Origin of the sequence: Novosphingobium sediminis (assembly GCF_007991615.1) — a bacterium.
Lineage (GTDB): Bacteria > Pseudomonadota > Alphaproteobacteria > Sphingomonadales > Sphingomonadaceae > Novosphingobium > Novosphingobium sediminis.
In genome coordinates, this window is sequence record NZ_BJYR01000025.1 from 1 (window position 1) to 16736 (window position 16736).

Annotated in this window: 17 protein-coding genes and 1 pseudogene; 2 read left to right on the top strand and 16 right to left on the bottom strand. The window is 60.5% G+C overall.

From position 1 onward, the window contains the following. The 4 genes from NSE01_RS17605 to NSE01_RS17620 all read right to left on the bottom strand — a co-directional run. On the bottom strand, positions 1–775 hold a 775-nt coding region (locus NSE01_RS17605), incomplete at its 3' end, for a PD-(D/E)XK motif protein (RefSeq protein WP_147160961.1). After that, entirely contained in the window at positions 772–3357 is a 2586-nt protein-coding gene (locus tag NSE01_RS17610; RefSeq protein ID WP_170233893.1) for a Z1 domain-containing protein, read from the bottom strand. The genes NSE01_RS17610 and NSE01_RS17605, both read right to left, overlap by 4 nt. Positions 3358–3622: 265 nt before the next feature. Next, complete coding sequence (locus NSE01_RS17615) at positions 3623–5428, bottom strand: DUF262 domain-containing protein (RefSeq protein ID WP_147160963.1); 1806 nt, start codon at positions 5426–5428, stop codon at positions 3623–3625. 28 nt (positions 5429–5456) lie between these two features. Beyond that, entirely contained in the window at positions 5457–6788 is a 1332-nt protein-coding gene (locus NSE01_RS17620) for a DNA cytosine methyltransferase (protein WP_147160964.1), read from the bottom strand. Between the two features lie 773 nt (positions 6789–7561). On the opposite strand from NSE01_RS17620, the gene NSE01_RS17625 reads away from it, so the two are divergent. Further along, positions 7562–7870, top strand: a complete 309-nt coding sequence (locus NSE01_RS17625; RefSeq protein ID WP_147160965.1) for a hypothetical protein — start codon at positions 7562–7564, stop codon at positions 7868–7870. Next, on the top strand, positions 7867–8148 hold the full coding sequence (locus NSE01_RS21905) for a helix-turn-helix domain-containing protein (protein ID WP_147160966.1): 282 nt from the start codon (positions 7867–7869) through the stop codon (positions 8146–8148). The genes NSE01_RS17625 and NSE01_RS21905 overlap by 4 nt, the downstream gene beginning before the upstream one ends. Positions 8149–8494: 346 nt before the next feature. Here the strand turns inward: NSE01_RS21905 and NSE01_RS17635 are convergent, their stop codons facing one another. From NSE01_RS17635 to NSE01_RS17685, 12 genes and pseudogenes are all read right to left on the bottom strand, one after another. Continuing rightward, positions 8495–9286 (bottom strand): winged helix-turn-helix domain-containing protein, encoded by a 792-nt coding sequence (locus NSE01_RS17635; protein WP_170233894.1) that lies wholly within the window; start codon positions 9284–9286, stop codon positions 8495–8497. Between the two features lie 179 nt (positions 9287–9465). Then, entirely contained in the window at positions 9466–9771 is a 306-nt protein-coding gene (gene sciP / locus NSE01_RS17640) for a CtrA inhibitor SciP (protein ID WP_147161027.1), read from the bottom strand. Between the two features lie 56 nt (positions 9772–9827). Next, positions 9828–10067 carry a hypothetical protein gene (locus NSE01_RS17645; RefSeq protein ID WP_147160968.1) on the bottom strand — a complete coding sequence of 80 codons (240 nt, stop codon included), beginning with the start codon at positions 10065–10067 and terminating at the stop codon, positions 9828–9830. A gap of 45 nt (positions 10068–10112) precedes the next feature. Further along, the gene (locus tag NSE01_RS17650) at positions 10113–10403 is read right to left on the bottom strand and encodes a PilZ domain-containing protein (RefSeq protein WP_147160969.1); all 291 of its coding nucleotides are present in this window, start codon (positions 10401–10403) and stop codon (positions 10113–10115) included. A gap of 153 nt (positions 10404–10556) precedes the next feature. Further along, entirely contained in the window at positions 10557–11222 is a 666-nt protein-coding gene (locus tag NSE01_RS17655) for a response regulator (protein WP_147160970.1), read from the bottom strand. A 9-nt stretch (positions 11223–11231) separates the two neighbouring features. Further along, a complete protein-coding gene (locus tag NSE01_RS17660) occupies positions 11232–11642 on the bottom strand; it encodes a sensor histidine kinase (protein ID WP_170233895.1) in 411 nt (136 codons plus the stop codon). 66 nt (positions 11643–11708) lie between these two features. Further along, positions 11709–12290 (bottom strand): PAS domain S-box protein, encoded by a 582-nt coding sequence (locus NSE01_RS21910; RefSeq protein WP_281289532.1) that lies wholly within the window; start codon positions 12288–12290, stop codon positions 11709–11711. 57 nt (positions 12291–12347) lie between these two features. After that, a pseudogene (locus NSE01_RS21915) lies at positions 12348–12764 on the bottom strand (GAF domain-containing protein); the annotation flags it as partial. Between the two features lie 243 nt (positions 12765–13007). Beyond that, positions 13008–13370, bottom strand: coding sequence for an adenosylmethionine decarboxylase (speD, locus tag NSE01_RS17670; protein ID WP_147160973.1), 363 nt, complete (start codon positions 13368–13370; stop codon positions 13008–13010). Continuing rightward, entirely contained in the window at positions 13371–14984 is a 1614-nt protein-coding gene (locus NSE01_RS17675) for an NAD(P)-binding protein (protein WP_147160974.1), read from the bottom strand. It lies immediately after the preceding gene. Then, complete coding sequence (locus NSE01_RS17680) at positions 14977–16524, bottom strand: polyamine aminopropyltransferase (RefSeq protein WP_147160975.1); 1548 nt, start codon at positions 16522–16524, stop codon at positions 14977–14979. The genes NSE01_RS17675 and NSE01_RS17680 overlap by 8 nt, the downstream gene beginning before the upstream one ends. Next, positions 16517–16726 (bottom strand): DUF350 domain-containing protein, encoded by a 210-nt coding sequence (locus tag NSE01_RS17685; RefSeq protein WP_147160976.1) that lies wholly within the window; start codon positions 16724–16726, stop codon positions 16517–16519. Before NSE01_RS17685 ends, NSE01_RS17680 begins: the two co-directional genes overlap by 8 nt. Between the last annotated feature and the right edge of the window lie 10 nt (positions 16727–16736).

Sequence of the window (16736 nt, forward strand, 5' to 3'; positions counted from 1 at the left end):
ACATCTCATCGACGATCTCAGGAGCCGCCGTTAGGCTCAACAATCCAATAATGCTGTCGACGATCGCCGGAAGTGTTTCTCCAACCGAAGTCGACGCGACAAGACCGATGCTGAGTAGATGAAGTTGCTCCCGTCCCCCTGAAGGTAGGATCGTGGGCTCTAGCTGGTGCAATCCACTGAACTCGTGGGCAGAGATGCTCGACTGCGTCGTCTTCACCTCGATAGCATGGTCACCGAAACGAAAGTCACGACCGCCGTCTTGCCAGCCCTGCCAATATTCGAGCGCTCGCATCATCTCAGTGGGACGATTTGTGCGCGTCAGCAGCAATTGCCTAAGCACGGTCAACTCGCCGATCAGGCCGATGACCACATTTTCCGGCAATGCGCCCCTGCGGATCGCCATCTCGATGATCGGCTCGACGTCGCTGAATGCGGGTTGCGGACCGTGCGGAGCTGCAATCCCTGCACGCAACAACTCGATCGCGATTAATGCAGCCACTGAGGCAAAGTGCGGCGCGGCGGGCAAGACGATCCGACTAGCGGAAAAGGGTTCACCTCCTTCCTCTGGACGCCAATCGCCGTGTTGGAGTTGACGGCGAACGAGAGGTGACGAAGCGTGCACCTCAGCCCCGCGAATGAAAATCTCAAAGTCCCCAGATGGCGTACGACCGATGCCCAAGGGTACGGCGAGCCATCGCATCTTGCGGGCCTGCCCTTGAGGAACGTCCAGTGCCTCCAATTCGGCTCGCAGCGCCTCGAAGTGAAGGTCACTCATGTTCGAAGCGCCGCGATATGGTCTGGGCCACCATGCGGTAACCCCAAGCCGATCGCCAAGAGATCGGTCGGCAACTCAGGCGCGCTGACGACATGAAGCAGAGCCAAACCTGGATGCCCCCTAGGCCGCCAACTAGCCCCACCCTGGATGCTAGGGACTGGCGTCGTGCGGTGGTAGTAATAGTCCACCAACTCGTCGCCATGATATGAGCCGCCATAGCCTCGCGTGCCCCATAAGGTTTGCAATGCTGCGCCGCTTGCGTTGCGATCTCTAGTCACCGCCCGGATGCCAAGAGCCGCAAGTCGCGGATCACGCGCCTGTGCTTGGCCGTGGCGAAAGGCGAGGTAGAAGTCAGGCATGCTTGCGTGCATCGTGTCGGAATAGTTCCATGGAACCTCCGGCCGGTCGGTAGGATAGAAGCCGGGAGCCGAGTGGTCGCCGGTCAGCGAGGCCCATAAACGCAGATACGCCGCGATCGAATATGGGCAGGATTGCGGCTCAGTGCCATAACCTTGAGAATTGCGCATGGGCGGCGAAAAAAGAGGGTCATCGATCCCCAACAAGCGAGCGTAATGGTCCCAGCGCTGGCTGAGTTCGTTACCTAGGTCGGGGTCATGATGCGAGTAGCGAAGCCCATCTAGTAGGTCGGCAAGGGCCCTAGCGCTTACGGGCTCGGAGCGGATGATACCACGCTCCAACCCATTATCGTCCTTTAACGGCACCCATTCACCGTCCCCCAGCAGGTCCACCGCGAGTTGGATATTGTGACGTGCCAGGTCGTCGTCCTCCGATTCGACGAGGCGGATCGAAGGGCGCGGCCCAGGTGACAGGGGAACCTTGCGCGCCTCCACCTTGCTGGTGGCGACGAAGCTTGCGCCCTGCAGCACGAGGGCGGGGCCACTAACTTCGTCATCGCCATCCATGACGGAGATGATCTCGGACTTCAGTGCATTATCATTGACATGATAACGGCGGAACAACTGCAACTGGTCCTCATAGGTGAAGACGCGGCAGAACGGCAGGAAGTCACCGCGATAGCCAAACCATCGCTGCATCTGCATCTGAGTGTCAGCGGCAGGCTCAGCTGCGCCGCGCAAGAAAAGGCTGGTCGTGAGCCCCTCAAGCGTAAGTCCGCGTGACAGGACGTTGCCGGCGACGAAGATCGAGAGGCTATCCGGCGGCACGTGGAATCCCGCCTCATCCTCGCCGACCTCGAACCGAGGCCGGTCATCGGAAGCAGGATCGCTGTTGAGCACACGGACCCGCAGGTTGGGAAAGACATGATCGACGAGCGCTGCTCTGACCTGTGGCCAGCTTGCTGGAGAGATTGGCTGATACGGCGTGTGCGGAAGGCTGGCCAAACCGATACGAGTTGCCTCAAAGCGAGCGAGCCACGCTGACCACTGATCCTCCTCTAAGCTGAGCCGCCGAGCAAGCGCGTCGCGCGGCACAACCAGCAGTTCGGAAACCTCATCGTCGAGTTCGATGTCCGCCTCCTTTCCCGGCTCGGCTAAGGCCCATCGAACGATATCCTGCGCGGTGCTGAAGTGATCTTCTTTTCGGGCCGAGGGGTGGATCAGCATGGTGTGGGGACCAGGGGCAGCTTGGCGCGCGTCCGCCTCCGTGATGTAGCGGCGATCGTGATCATATGCCGCGTCCCAACCTGGCTGAAGACTCCGCACTGCAGCGCCCACAAGGAAGCAGCGCATGGCATCGGAGAGCATGTTCCAGCGTAGCGTATCGCGGCGGGCAGAAAGTTCCGCTTCGCTCTCGCCGGGGCGCAGGTCCGGGAACAGCGAGGTTTGGCAGAGCGCCCCGGTTCCTGCGTGCCGCAACTTCTCGTAGAAGATCTCACCGCCGCAATAATAGGAGCGAACCCCGGCCAACTCTGCATAAGACAGTGATCTTGGCTCAAGCGACCCGATAGCGCCGGGCGTCCGCAAGGCCGCATTAAAATCACGCGGACTAAGCGGGTTGTGCGTAGCTTGCAGGAAGTTCGCCTGCGGTGTCGCGGTGTAGGCGACATAGGTCGCAAGCAGGTTGGGGTGTCGCGTCGTAGCCTCGTCCGGGTCACCGCTCCACAATGAGGCGATGAGCCGAGGCGTCAGCTTCTGTGACCGATCACTATCCAGCACGCTTGCGTCGTCCGCTTCATCGTCGAGCAGCACCATTGCGTAGGGCCTGTCTCGTGCATCGAGGACGTCCTGCGTCACGACGTCGGCGAGGAATCGTCGAAGCATGATGAGGTGATCGTCCTCCTTGGGCACGACGCAAACGATTGGCCGGCCCGCCTTCAACGCTTGTCGAGCCATTGGTCGTTGCAGATAGCGGGCCGGGTCCGCTCGTTGCTCATGCAGGATGTCGGCGGGTTGGGGAAGAATCAGGCGCTGGTTGCGCCGACGGTAGGCATTCTCCGGCGTAGAACCGTCGAGTTGCGCGAGCAAACGCTCGTAGGTCTGCAACCAAAGGCTTACCCTGGTGCCAGCGAGGAGGATCAGTAGGTCAACTCCTGCATCGAGCGCGAGCGCAGCAACACCGAGCATGCTTGCGGTCTTGCCGGACTGCACCGAGCCGACGACCATGCCTGTCCGAACCCGTGAGGTCGGCCAAGCTGCTTCGTCAAGCGCCCCGTCAACGCTAGGCAGCGCTCTCTCGACCACGTAGCGCGCGTCAGCTTCCAGCGCAGCCAAGGCTGTTCCAGACAGCCGGCCTGAAACATTGGCACGATAGCGCGCCCACCAAGAGGCTTCGTCGCGCGAAGTTTCTGTGCTTACGTCATGTGCCTCAACAAGCCCACCTACTGGGACAATCGTCACTGGGCCGACGCTGGGCTCACCTACAGTCATATCAGATCATCGGGATCTTGCGGATCTCAAGAAGTGCCTCGATTGCACTATCTCCGTATCGGTCGCGCACTGCCGCATTCGCGTCAGCGATGTTAACTCCGAGTGTCTCCAGGATGCTGGTCGAGGCGTTCGCGATGTGCGCCCACTGGGTCTTGTTTTGCGTGCTCTGGGGACCAACCATCTTCGAGGTCAGGTCTCGGACGGCGTCAATGCCATCCTCCAGCTTCTGATTCTCGCCGGTGATGACGAGCACGAGGCAGGCCAGCACGCTGGCCACGACCGGCAACTCCTCCCACCGAGAGGCCATCTCACTCTTGCCTTTGCGCCGGAACTTTGGGTGCCAAGCATCGGAGGTCTGCTGGTGAAGGTCCAAGGCGGCGATAAGATCACGAGCCAAGTTTTCGAGCGTAGTTTTCGACCGGAATTGCGCGAGGCGATCGCTGTCGATGGAGCGCAGGAATTCGTCGATATGGCTGGCTGTGGACGGTGTGCGATAAGCTTTATCGGGACCTTGGGCGGGCTTAAGGATCAGCGTTGCCACGGTCCACAACAGAACCTTGGTGCGCTTGAACCGAGTGATGCCAAATCCCAGCGCCTTGATGTTCTCGTGCGCTTCGGTCGGGTCAATCCCTGCCTTCACGAGTTCCGGGGCGATCTCGGGTTCGGGACGGTCGCCGCCTACGAAAAGCATCAGCCGTGAGATCATCAGATGGTTGAAGACCGCGTTGCGGATCTCCTCTGCGTTCAGCTTCATCCCCTGTTGGTTGTAGAGGCGAAAGACCTTGTGGATGTCGCGAACCTGAGTATCGCGGTAAATGAGCACAGGGATAAAGTAGTCGCAGGCGCGCTCAAACAGGTCGGCTACGGTGATGGACTCACCGGCGATCCTAACTTGCTTATCTTTGATCTCGCAATAGTATCGACCGCCAAGCGGCTTAAGCGGGTCATTGTCATCGGTATACTTTTTAGTTTTAAAGGGTAGGTACTTCTCCCGGATGTCAGTTGCTCTCAGGTTGTTGCGTCGAGCAAACTGGCTGAAGTTCGTATCAAAGAGCTGATATTCTTTCATTCCCTTAGCATTTTCACGGCCTTCCGGATGTGCGCCCATGAAGCGGAGAATCGCCGTCAGACGCTGCTTGCCGTCTACAATCTGGAAGCGCTGGCTGCTCGAAACCCGAGCTAGAATAATTGAAGGTAGTGGGATGCCTCGCAGGATCGATTCGATCAGCATCTGCGAGTCTGCGTTCGACCAGACGAAGTCGCGCTGGTAAGTCGGATTTAGCTCAAGCTGTCCCTGCTGCGCCCTACCAGCCAGGTCGTAGATGCGCCATTTGTCTACCGTCGCATTGATTGATAGTGGCTCGGTTGCTGGAGCCTCGTTCCAAGCGTCGATCCATGCTTCGGTGGCGGCTGGCACCGACAGTTCATCTTCTAGCATCTGAACGAAGGCAGAACGATTGCTGACTGCGCGGCTGAGCCTCTCTTCCAGGGTTTGAGCGCCCATCTCGGTCAGGAGGACATGTCCATCACTCACCTCAAAGCTTGCTTCAGCCTTTCCTGGGGAGAGTTCATCGAACAGCCGCAGGGCTGCGGCCTTGGGCGACTCTTGGTCATCGAAGGTAGAGTCCAGGTTGAGCCAAATCGCGACTTCTAGGACGCGGGCAAGCCAAGCGCTTGAGGTGAAGTCAATGTCCGAGCCATCGAACGAGCGCGGACCCTTGCGGCCCCCTTCCAGCTTGGGCAACAAGCTCGGCTGCGACAACTCCGAAAGCAGCGTCGCAATTTGGTCAAAATCCAAGTCTTCCAAGGCATCTTCCCCTTTCGGCCGCTATGGCTCAGGCAGCTGCCTCAAGCGATGATGGGCGGTTATCTACTGATAGCTGGAGGTATCCAACCTTCGAATCGTCCCTTCCGAGTAGCGCCCCCGCAACCGCCCTGATGACGTCGACGTTGACAGCATTTCCGAGCGCCTTGAATGCCCCGGTCTGTGTTTCAGGAAGAAATTGCAGTTCACCCATGCTTTGAAGGCGAGCGCACTCACGCATGGTCATGTAGCGCCGTTCCCAAGGGATGACGGGCACTTGACTGGTCGTTAGCGCGACCAGCGATGGCGCTGCAGTCGGGCGCTTTGCTCGGATGCCCGAAGCACGGAACTGGATTATGCATTGGTTCAGGTCGCGTGGGCCGCCCTTCCAGTTCCACTCAAGCTTCTGGAAACTGGGGGCAAAGTTCAGGATGGTTGGCAACCACCTGTCAATTACTGCCTTGTGCTCCCGATAGAACTGGCGATTTTGTTCGATGAACCTGATCTTCCAATCTGGGAAGGATACGTTCGTGTCGCGCGCATACGGAGGCAGTGCATCAAGGACTTCAGCCTCTGACAAACCGGAAAGCGTTCGTCCAAATGCGCCTCGGAATGAGCGGATCTCCGAGAGACCATGCCCGAAAGGTGAGCCTGTCCGGGCAGGATAGGTTGCACCGAACTCCATTGCCCAGATCGGGAAGGAGGGGAGCTCCGTGGTCGTGGGCAGCGCGTCGAGGAGCGCCTGCCATGCATCAAGATAGCCGATGAAAGAGGGTGGCAGCGGCTTAGCGTCGTTCGGCGACTTGTCCAAGATTGACCGAATATCAACCTCGCTTCCATCATGTGTTGCCTTTGGCCATACGAAGTGGCCCAGCCCATTGCGAGCCCCAACGATAATGGCACGCTCGCGAAGTTGGGGCACGCCGAACATGTGCGGCGAAAGCAGCGTTGACTCGATGTCGTAGCCGACCTCTCGCAGGCGTTTCTTCACCTTTTGCCAGGTGTTGCCGCTATCGTGCCGCATAATGTTTGGGACATTCTCGATGATGAGGTAACTCGGCTTATGGCGCTCTAGAATCAGGATCATATAGTCGAACAAGTCACCCCATTGAGGGCAGTCAAACCCCCTCTGCTCGCCTGCCTTTGAAAAAGGCTGACAAGGGAAGCCTGCGCATAGGATGTCATGCGAGGGCACTTCGTTGATCGCCTGACGAATGTCCCCGTGCGGCCTGACGCCGAAGTTGCGGTTATAAAGGTCGGCAAGATCGCTATTGAGTTCAGACGCGAATACGCATTCGTGCCCCAAGCTTTGCAGTGCTTGATGAAAGCCGCCGAGACCAGCGAACAGATCTATGAACCTCATGGCCTACGCTCCAGCGGGAAAGACAGTTGCTGGGCGGCATGCTGTTCTAGCAAGTTTCTTACCGATAGGCGGACAAGGTATTGCAGATTCAGCGGAGGGCTTACCGACTGGCCCAGCGCGACGAGAGCTTCATAGTCGGCCTGATCGACTGATACGGTAAATCGCTTCTGTTTCGCCAACAATGACATGATGAAACTTCTCCCGCACCAGAATGCACCAATTTGCACTAGCATGCACGACGATTTTGGTCACGGAAGAATGCATAAACGGGATCGAACGATTGGCCTCTCGTCGAGCCCCCGTCGACCGCGCGCCCTGCTCCGAAAGCAGGCGCGCTGCATGGACGAGCGAACATCCGTTTGCCCCCCTTGCCGGTTCGCTAATGAATGTGTGGGTGCCTCCTCGGCTCAACCGCCGCCGAGGCTTCAGTCGTCCGAGGGTATGACGAAAAACACATGCCTTCCAATTATGCGAATAAGGCCGGCCCGATCCCCGCAGTTGGGTACAGTGCAGAGCACACCCTACGCGACAAATCGCAGGTGAAACCCGGATAGAAACATCAATATATCAATGCTATGACCAGGATCTGAGAAATTGGCAGCTTCTCCGTCAAATCTGACTTGCGATCAGCCTTTGGCATTCCCGCAAATCACACCTGGCGAAAAGGCGAGGAAATTCGCCAGCTCCAACTAGCTTGACGGCGAGAATGAACATAAGTAGAACAAACTTGCCTTTCGCAGTGTGTTCCAGGCTCCGCCCACATGGAGTCCAGCATGACACGCAATGTTTCCATCCAGACTTACCTGCCCAAGCATGTCGCAGCTTGGGTTCAGGACGAAGCCACCCGCGCCAAACAAAGCCGCAGCCAGTGGATCGGCGCCATCGTCACGGACCTGTTCCAGGGGCAGGAGCTGCGCGAGGAGGCGAGGCAGAACGCCGAGTTCATCAAGCGTCGGCTGATCTTCATCATGTGCGCTCTCGACGGTCTGTTGCTGGCCCACCCCGATGCGACACTCCGAGCAAAAGTGCATGAAGCGCACAAGCGGCAGCTGGACAAGCTCGCACAGGAGCAGGGAGAATGAAGCGCCGGGAAGCCAAGCCGCCTGCCAGCGACGAACAGCTGGCACTCCCGTTCGATCGTCGCCCCAACGCAACCAGGAGCAACGGCGCAGAGCCGCTCGCCGTCCGGATTCCCGATGCCGTGCGGATGACCGGAATAGGCCGGTCGAAGCTCTACGAGTTGATCGCATCGGGCGACCTGGAAACGATCAAGATCGGCAGGTGCACCTTGGTGACGGTCGATGCGCTCAAAGCCCTTCTGGCCAAAGCAAGGGCCGACACCTGCAAGGGAGGTCGCTGAGCGTCGAAACACTGCCCGCAGCGGTTTGAGTCCTCTCCGAGGACCAAGCCGGAGCGCGATACGGTACTTTTGACGGTATCGAATCAGCTAATCAGGGCGATAAAGCGTTGTGATGTAACGCCTTGTCTGCACGTCACGGTCCCTCTTCTGGCACCAAAACTCCTGCGGGAGTGGCATCAAGAGCATGTAGAAGTGCAGCGATCTGCTATTTTCAGGCAGGCGTTGATGCTTCGTGCTTCAAGCCGTTCCAGGCCATCCGATGCAGGCAAGTCACATGGAGCGGGCTGATCTTGTCGCAGGCCGCGGCAAGCCGATGCATAACGGCTGCGCCGGGCATCTGGCTTTCTCAGGCGGCAGATCTGGTCTGGTCGAATGCCGACGCCGGTAATTCCTGCTGGGGTAGCCTTATCCTGGGTTGCCTCCGGCGAACGGCTTCGCCAGTCACCCCGACCTCGGGGATCCCCGCATCGACGCGAACCAGAGTGTAGCCGGTGTCCGCGGCGGTCCTGATGCGCCAATGCGGATAGAGCTTACCGCGAAGCCGGGAGATCGCAAACTTGAGCGAGCGTTTGAACTGCGCTGAATCTTGCGGTGCCACGAACCGGCACAATTGGCTTGCGGACATGGCCTTGCCCGGCTGCCCCGCGAGTGCCTTAAGCAAGGTACATTCGCGCGGTGTCAGCGTATGAGGGGCCGCGAATTGCGCCATATCTGCCGCCGTGCGCATGCCTTCTTGCCGGATGGTCTCTCGGGCCTTGTACCGACGCATCACTGCATTGACCCGCACCGCGGCTTCCTCCGGGCTGGTCCGCGCGCAATCGAACACATCGTCGCACCCGGCCATCAGCATCCGCGCACGGCGTGACGGCGAACTTTCCTGCATGATCGCAAACTTCGCGACGTTGCGGAGCAGCGCGCGATTGATCCTCAGATAGCGGGCCATGCGCACGGGATCTGACGAATCAAGGATCAGGATGTCATAGTCGGTGTCAGCACGAGACAGCGCGAAAGTACCCTCATCGAAAAAGGGTAAGCATGTCAGATCACTGAAAACCGAACGGACAAACGCCTCACGGTTATCCGACGCTTCATCACGCACCTTGAGGTAACGTGTGGGGATCGAAGAAGCGCCATCCACCAAGGCGATCGGGGACTCTGAGCAAGCGCGGCACGGCAACGCTACAGGGCTATCGGATAGGATTGACATAACGCGGCTACGCCTTGCCTGGATATCGAACCGAACCCGGCCTGTTGCAGGCCGGTGGGATCATGAGCTGCTTGTGGGTTTCAACGCGATGGTTCGGGCTCGCCGCGCGGTCAGGCGCGGTCGCTGGCCTGAACGCGTCCGTGCAGCTTCTTGTAGAATTGCGCCTGCGTTGCGCGCAGTCCCGGTATGCCCGACCGATCGACCGCACGCCGCCATCCGGCAAGTTCCTCAAGGCTGAGGCTGTATCGCGCCCGGGCCTCATCCTCCATGAGCAGCCCGCCCGTCAGCGCAGCAACCACTTCCGCCTTGCGCCGGGGAGTCCAGCGATTGCACTGCGGGGGCGGGAGCGATTCCAGCGTCAACTTTTCGCCAAGCGGACCGATTGCGGCCCTGCGGCACGGAAATCCTTCAGGCATGGTGAATTCCAGATCAGAGTTCGCCGAGACCATCTCGTTGGCTTTGAAACAGGCGTTCATCCCGGCAGTCCTGTCCTGACCAGGCCGATCACATCGGTGAGCAGGTCGTTGACGCAAATGGCGATCGCAAGGGCGGCAAACGCACCGAAGACGATGATCGCCGCAAACTGCAGTTGGCGGGCGATGATGTGGCTGTCCCGCGGGCTGTGAACAACGGCGGGCAAGGATATCGCCTTGCGAACGGGCCTGGGCTTTGCCGTGATCGAACCGGCGCTCCCCAACAGCACGGAACCCACATCCACGGCTTCGCTCAGGCGAATACCCGCGCGATTGTCGTTGGCCTACCGGACCTGCCCGATGAGCGACTCGCGACCGGCAACGATCTCCACGATATCGCCGCGCTTTGGCGGGTTTTCCATCGACAGCATGACGCCGCGCGCAGACAGGTTGCGGATGCAACCGGGTTGTTCGCCGTGCTCCGTCCGCACCTTCGCCGCCAGCGCAGCACTTGTGCGTGCCTCGCTCCTCGCATCCGCGAGGCATCCGACCTGCGCGGTCTTCGCGCGTGGGGCAAAGCGCTGCGAGGCATCTGCGAAAGCAGCACGTCCAGAGGTGGTGATAGCGATGTTCATGTCAGGGATTTACCTCCCCGACCGCCTATCAGCACTCCGCCTACATCTCATTCGAGGTTAGGCATTTGGCTTATTGAAACCTAAGTCATTGACTTAGATTCGACAAAGCGAACGTTCACTACGCGAATTACCTAATCACCTTCCGCATACACATCAAGCGACTTCGTTGGCCTGCACCCAGCGGGTTGCAAAATGCACCAAGGCAGCACTCGATGGTAATTCAAGCTTGAGGCGGATATTGTTTCGATGGGTTGCGATTGTCTTGAGACTACGCCCGAGTGTCTTACTGATTTCTTTCACACTCTGTCCGGAGCCGAGCATCTGCAGAATGGCGAGTTCGGCCTGCGTGAGCACATTGACGTTGCCAGCCGCGGAAGCCGGGTGGCCGGCCGCCATGTTGAACAAGATCTCGCTCTGCACGCGGGGACTGAGGTAGATGCGCCCGGAGGCGACGGTCCTGATGGCTACGATCAAGCTTTCGCTATCGGCCCCCTTCATGAGGTAGCCATGCGCGCCGGCTTGCAGGGCCCGCGTCGCATAGACCTCTTCGTCATGCATCGAGAACATGAGGATGCGCAAATCGGGCTTGTACTGCAAGAAGCGCTTGATCGAGGCCAAAGCAGAGTTCTTGCCCAGCATCAGGTCGACAACAGCGACCTCAACCGGCTGGTCTCGCAGTAAAGCGAGGGCTTGCGCCTCGTCTTCAGCTTCGCCGCATACAGACAGGTCGGGCGTGCCATCGATGATGGCCTTGAGGCCGGCGCGGACAACGGCATGGTCGTCGACAAGCAGGACGTCGCGACGGATGGAGTTCTTCACCTGCTGCTCCTACGCCTTCAGTGGCAGTTGTAGTCTGACCCGCACGCCGCCGGATCGCGGGGATGTCACGCTCAACTTTGCGCCGATGGCGCTGGCACGCGCCTTCATGGTTGCCATGCCGATGCCCTGCCGCACCCTTCTGCGGTTGGAGCGGACAATCCCGCGGCCATTGTCTGAAATGGTCAAACGAAGGTTCGCCCTGTCGCAAAGCAGGGAGATGTCGATCGCCGAGCCCTGGCTGTGCTTGATGGCGTTTGCCGTTGCCTCCTGAACGATCCGGTAGATGTGCAGGAGCGTCTCCTCATCCAGCACTGGCTCCGGGCCGCCGCAATCGAGACTGATCTCGCATCCGGTGAGCGTCCGCATGCCGTTGGTGAGTGACTGGATCGACCCGAACAAGCCCGCCGCATCGATCGCCACAGGGTAGAGTCCATGCGTGATTGCCCGCAGGCGATGCGTCGCCTGGCTGAGCATTCCGGTGAGAACTTACGCGCGATTGCCGACAGCGCCCTGGCAGCAGGCGGAAATCGACTTGCTCAGGTCTGCCGCGAGCATCGCGCCACCGGTCAGAATCTGCCCGATATCATCATGGAGATCGTGCCCGATCTGCCGCAGCGTTTCTTCGCTGACACTGATGAGCAATTGCCGCGTTTCGCTGACCTGACGCTCCTGCTCGCGATGGGATTTTCGCAGATCTTCCAGTTCCTCGCTTACCTCGGCGATATCCGAGATGTTGTGAAAGAACGCGAAAATACGCTCTTCAAGGCTGTCGTCGTATGTAGCGTTGACGCGAAACGGAACCAGCGTACCGTTCTTGTGCCGGTGGACAGTCGTGAACGAGAGCGAGCCGAACTTCTTTATGTATCGTATATCCTTCAGAATTTCATTTTTGCTGAACGATTCGCTCAAAAACAATATACTTTTCCCGATCAGCTCAGATTTTTCGTAACCAAGATCGTTACAATATGCATTGTTTACATTGACGATTTTTCCTTCAAGATCGGCAGTTATAAAACCTTCCGAGGTGGAAGACATGATGCTTTCAAACTGTCGATATTGCCGCGCCATCGTATTTAATTTATTTCGAATAGTTTCGTTCTTTTTTAATATATCAATCGATATTTTTATCTTTCGCGCAAGATCGATAAATATATTGATATCCAATTCCGAGAACGCCCGCGGCTTTACGGCGTAAACGATCAGAATGCCCGATACGTCTCCATCGGCCATGATCGGCACGGAGATTGAAGATCGAATGCCGTATTTCTGCGCACGTTCACGCCATTGGGCATAGAGCGTGTCGGTCAATGCATCTTCGACGACCTGAATCCCCCCATTCCGCATCGCGGTGCCAGTCGGCCCCTGCCCGCCCGGGGCATTTTCGTTGATGCTGAGCACGAGGCCATCGGCATATCCTTTGGCAGCGCCGGCAGCCCTGATGATGTTGATCTCTTCCGACGATGGATCAAGCAGGCCAACCAGCGCCAAAGCATAGCCATCATGCCGAACAATCTCCTCGCAGACATGATCGGCAAGTTCCGTTACGGATGTCGCCGTGAGGAGAACTTAAGTGGAACGGGCATAAGCCTCCATTGCCCAATTGAGTCCGACCACGCCAATTTCTTGATCGGTCCGATTTGAATCGAGATCCTGATTAATACTATCGGTATAGATGCTTATCGGCCGGAGTTGCTGTGGCATGTTTTGACCCGATGATCCGCTTTCGTAATGATCGATTTATCATGAGCGGACAAATCCTGCCACCTTGCGCTAGCGAGGCTTAAATCAAACCTCTCCCTCAGCAAGCCGTGTAATGCGGTGAAGGTTGGTCACCTCCGCAGCGAACGCTGTGAGGATTGCCGAAAGCCCGGCCTCAGCGTCGACGTCATGTCCGCAGACGAAAAGGTCGACTGCCGCAAGGCCGGATTCGGGCCATGTGTGGATCGAGATGTGCGATTCGGCGAGGAGCGCCACGCCGGTCACGCCCAGCCCTTCGCCGAAGCCGTGGACGTGTAGGCCGATCAGGCGCGCGCCTGCCGCTGCAGCAGCCTGCCGCAGCGCCGCTTCGACCCGCGCCACATCGTCCAGCCCGGTCCCGCCGCGCAGATCGGCGATCAGGTGGATGCTGGTGCCGGGAAGGTGCGCCATTCAAGCAAGGCTTTCGAAACGGTGACCAAGGTGGGCAAGCGCAGCTTCTGCCGCGACGACGCCGCGATAATGCGCTTCCTCGAACAGCGACAGGCCAGACAGATCGGAGTGCGCGAAGAGCACCGGCGGCTTGGCGGCGATGGCGGCGAGCCGCGCCGGATCGCCGAGGAACCCGGGCGCGGGGCTCACCATCGCATGACCCCAGCGCCAGACGTCGATCCGCTCGATCGCACCGCCAAGATCGGGGTTCATCGCGAGCAGATCGTCTGCCACGATCTGCTGCCATTCCGCGAGAGAGCGCGTCGCCAGCAGCTTGCGCGCCGCCGCAGGCTCCTCGCGTGAGAGCGCCATGTACCACGTGAGGACCGTTGGACCCTCCCCTGCACTCCCGCTCTGATGCGTGGCGATGACATAGCCGAGGCTCTCGCTGCCGGTGGAGACATTGTCCCACGCAAGCGCCGATCCGCGTCCGCGCGGCGGGCGGCTGACAGTGACGTTGGCAACGACCCACGGAGCATAGCGCAGCGCGCCCTTGATGGTTTCGGCGGGCGCCACGCGCGCCGCCACGAAGTGCGGCATCGCCATGATGACGGTGCGCGCCCGCCATTGGCGGCTGATCCCGGCGGCATGGTCGAACGCGGCGACGCGCGCGCCGGCATCACCCTCGCGCACGACCGAAAACACGCTATGCCCGGACCGGACATGCGGGGCGACGGCCTTGCCCATCAGCGTGACGAGGCGGCCATTGCCTTCCGGCCAGGTCAGCTCGCGGTCTCCATCACCCCCTGCCGCCCAGCCGCGCCGCCCGGCGAAATAGTGAACCCCGGCCCACGCCGAAATGCGTTCTGGCTCGGTCCCATAATCATCGCGGCAGCAATAGCGCAGGTAGGCTCGCAGCACCGGTGAAGTGAAGCCGCGCCCTTCAAGCCAGCGCGCGAAGGTCAGTTCGTCGAGCGCCATGAAACGCGGATCGCTGCTCGAACCGGCGCGCGGGATGGCGAAGGCAGGCTTGCCGTCCGCTCCGACCGCCTGCCGGAACTCCGCCATTTCGCGGAAGAAGCGGTCGCGCTGGGCCGCATCGTCTGCCGTTAGGCCGCTCGCCGGATAGAGCCCTTCCTGCCAGCTACCACGCCAGAGCAGGCGCTCCTCGAGATCGGCGCAGAGCTGATAGGGATCGTAGACCGGCGCACCTTGTTCCTCGCCCACGATCATGTCGAAGCCTTGCAGCATGTGGCGCAGCGCGCGTGCCTCACGGTTTGGCACCGGCAGGTAATGCGCGCCGAGCGGATAGGCGCTGACGGCATTGCGGCCCGACCGAGCGTTGCCGCCGACGGTATCTTCCAGTTCGAGCAGGACGAAATCGGCAAAACCGGCTTCCTTGAGCCGCCATGCCGCCGCGAGGCCCGCCGCGCCGCCGCCCGCAATCACGATGGCCGCTTCCTCGGCCTTGCCCTGCGCCGCGGGAAATCCGCCGTCCCGCACGCGGTGCCCGCGCTGCCAGTCTGCGCCGCCGAGCGAGCCGGGAAAGGACTGCGCCGCGCAGCCAGGCAGCGCCAGCGCGCCCGCCCCGGCAGCCGCACCTTTCAGCACCTCGCGCCGGGTCGGTTCAGCCATCGTAGTGGCCCCACTCCTCGGCAAAGCTGCGCACCAGCGCCTGGTTGTCGAGCCGGTTCACCGGGGTTGGCCTCCGTGCCATGTCGGGCGGGAAATCGAACATCGCGCGCTCGCTCGCCTGTGTCAGGAAACGCAGGCCCGAGGGCAGGCGCACCGCATCGCCGGGGGGCTGGTGCGCGGCCATGGTGAAGCCCCATTCGCCAAAGCTTGGCACATAAGCATGATAGCCGCGCGCGCTGAGCCCCGCCGCCTCCAGCGTGCTCGCGACGGTCCAGTAGGAGCGCGGGGCGACCAGCGGCGAGGTGCTTTGCACGGTCAGCACGCCCGCAGGATCCAGCAGCCGCGCGACTTCGCGATAGAAGCTTTCGGTATAGAGCTTGCCGAGCGAGAATTCGGTGGGGTCAGGAAAGTCGATCAGGATCGCGTCATAGCGCCCGCGCGCCTGCCGCACCCAGCGGAATGCATCGCCGTTGATCACGTGCATCCGCGGCGAACCGAGCGAGCCGCCGTTGAGCTTTGCCAGCGAAGGCTCGTCACGGAACAGGTGCGTCATCTCGGGGTCAAGATCGACGAGGGTGACGTGCGCGACGCGCGGATCCTTCAGCACTTCGCGCGCGGCAAGGCCATCGCCGCCGCCGAGTATCAGCACTTCGCGCGGGTTCGCCACCCGGCCCAGCACCGGCCAGACCAGCGCCTCGTGATAGCGGTACTCGTCGCGCGTGGAGAACTGGAGGTTGCCATTGAGGTAGAGCCTGAGGTCTTCCCCGCGCCGGGTAAAGACAATGCGCTGGTAGGGCGTGGAGCGCGCATAGATCACCGGCTCGCCGTAGAAGGCGACCTCGGACCAGCGCTGGATACGGTCCGCCCCCGCAAGCCCCGCGAGCAGCGAGAGCAGCACGGCCAGCGCGGCGATCAGATCACCCGTCAGCTTCTGCCGCCCGCGCAGCGCCACCAGCAGTGCGATGGCGACCGCGACATTGGCGAGGCCGAAGACAAGCCCGGTGCGGATCATACCAAGGCGCGGCACCAGCACGAGCGGGAACAGCAGCGAGGCGATCAGCGCACCGATGTAATCGTATGTCAGGACGTTGGAGACGAGATCGCGGAAGGCGAAACGATAGCGCAGGATGCGGATCAGGAGCGGGATTTCCAGCCCGACGAGCACGCCGATGGCGACGACAAGGCCATAGAGCGCAACGCGGAAATCCTCGACCACCGGAAACAGCAGGAACAGCCCGGCGGCAGACCAGCCGCCCAGCGCCGCGATGAGGATCTCCACCCGCACGAACACGCCGATCTCGTTCGAACGCACATGGCGCGAGAGATAGCTGCCCACCCCCATCGCGAAGAGGTAGGTGCCGATGACGGTCGAGAACTGGGTGACGCTATCGCCGAGGAGGTAGCTGGCGAGCGTGCCGGCCAGCAATTCGTAGACCAGCCCGCAGGTGGCGACGACGAGCACCGAAACGAGCAGGATCACCGCCAGCGAGGCAGGCGCGCTCTCGTCAGACCCTCCCGCCGGGGCTTCCTGTTCAGCCATGCACGGCGGCGGCGATGATATTGGAAATGCCGATGGCAACGGCACCTGCCAGCAGCGCCACGGCCATGTTCTTGCGCTCGATGATCTCGCGCCAGAGCTCGCCCGGGGTCAGCTTGTCGACCAGCACGAAGCTCACGATGAAGATGACGATGCCAAGGCCGGCATAAATCACCGTGGCGAGGAAGACATCGAGGCTGATCATCGGCAAAGCT

Bases quoted from the DNA above. Each gene is read 5' to 3' on its own strand.
- NSE01_RS17610 (WP_170233893.1), bottom strand. From the start codon at position 3,357: ATGGTCGTCGGCTCGGTGCAGTCCGGCAAGACCGCAAGCATGCTCGGT.
- NSE01_RS17620 (WP_147160964.1), bottom strand. From the start codon at position 6,788: ATGAGGTTCATAGATCTGTTCGCTGGTCTCGGCGGCTTTCATCAAGCA.
- NSE01_RS17625 (WP_147160965.1), top strand. From the start codon at position 7,562: ATGACACGCAATGTTTCCATCCAGACTTACCTGCCCAAGCATGTCGCA.
- NSE01_RS21905 (WP_147160966.1), top strand. From the start codon at position 7,867: ATGAAGCGCCGGGAAGCCAAGCCGCCTGCCAGCGACGAACAGCTGGCA.
- sciP (WP_147161027.1), bottom strand. From the start codon at position 9,771: ATGCCTGAAGGATTTCCGTGCCGCAGGGCCGCAATCGGTCCGCTTGGC.
- NSE01_RS17650 (WP_147160969.1), bottom strand. From the start codon at position 10,403: ATGAACATCGCTATCACCACCTCTGGACGTGCTGCTTTCGCAGATGCC.
- NSE01_RS21910 (WP_281289532.1), bottom strand. From the start codon at position 12,290: ATGGCGCGGCAATATCGACAGTTTGAAAGCATCATGTCTTCCACCTCG.
- speD (WP_147160973.1), bottom strand. From the start codon at position 13,370: ATGGCGCACCTTCCCGGCACCAGCATCCACCTGATCGCCGATCTGCGC.
- NSE01_RS17675 (WP_147160974.1), bottom strand. From the start codon at position 14,984: ATGGCTGAACCGACCCGGCGCGAGGTGCTGAAAGGTGCGGCTGCCGGG.
- NSE01_RS17680 (WP_147160975.1), bottom strand. From the start codon at position 16,524: ATGGCTGAACAGGAAGCCCCGGCGGGAGGGTCTGACGAGAGCGCGCCT.
- NSE01_RS17685 (WP_147160976.1), bottom strand. From the start codon at position 16,726: ATGATCAGCCTCGATGTCTTCCTCGCCACGGTGATTTATGCCGGCCTT.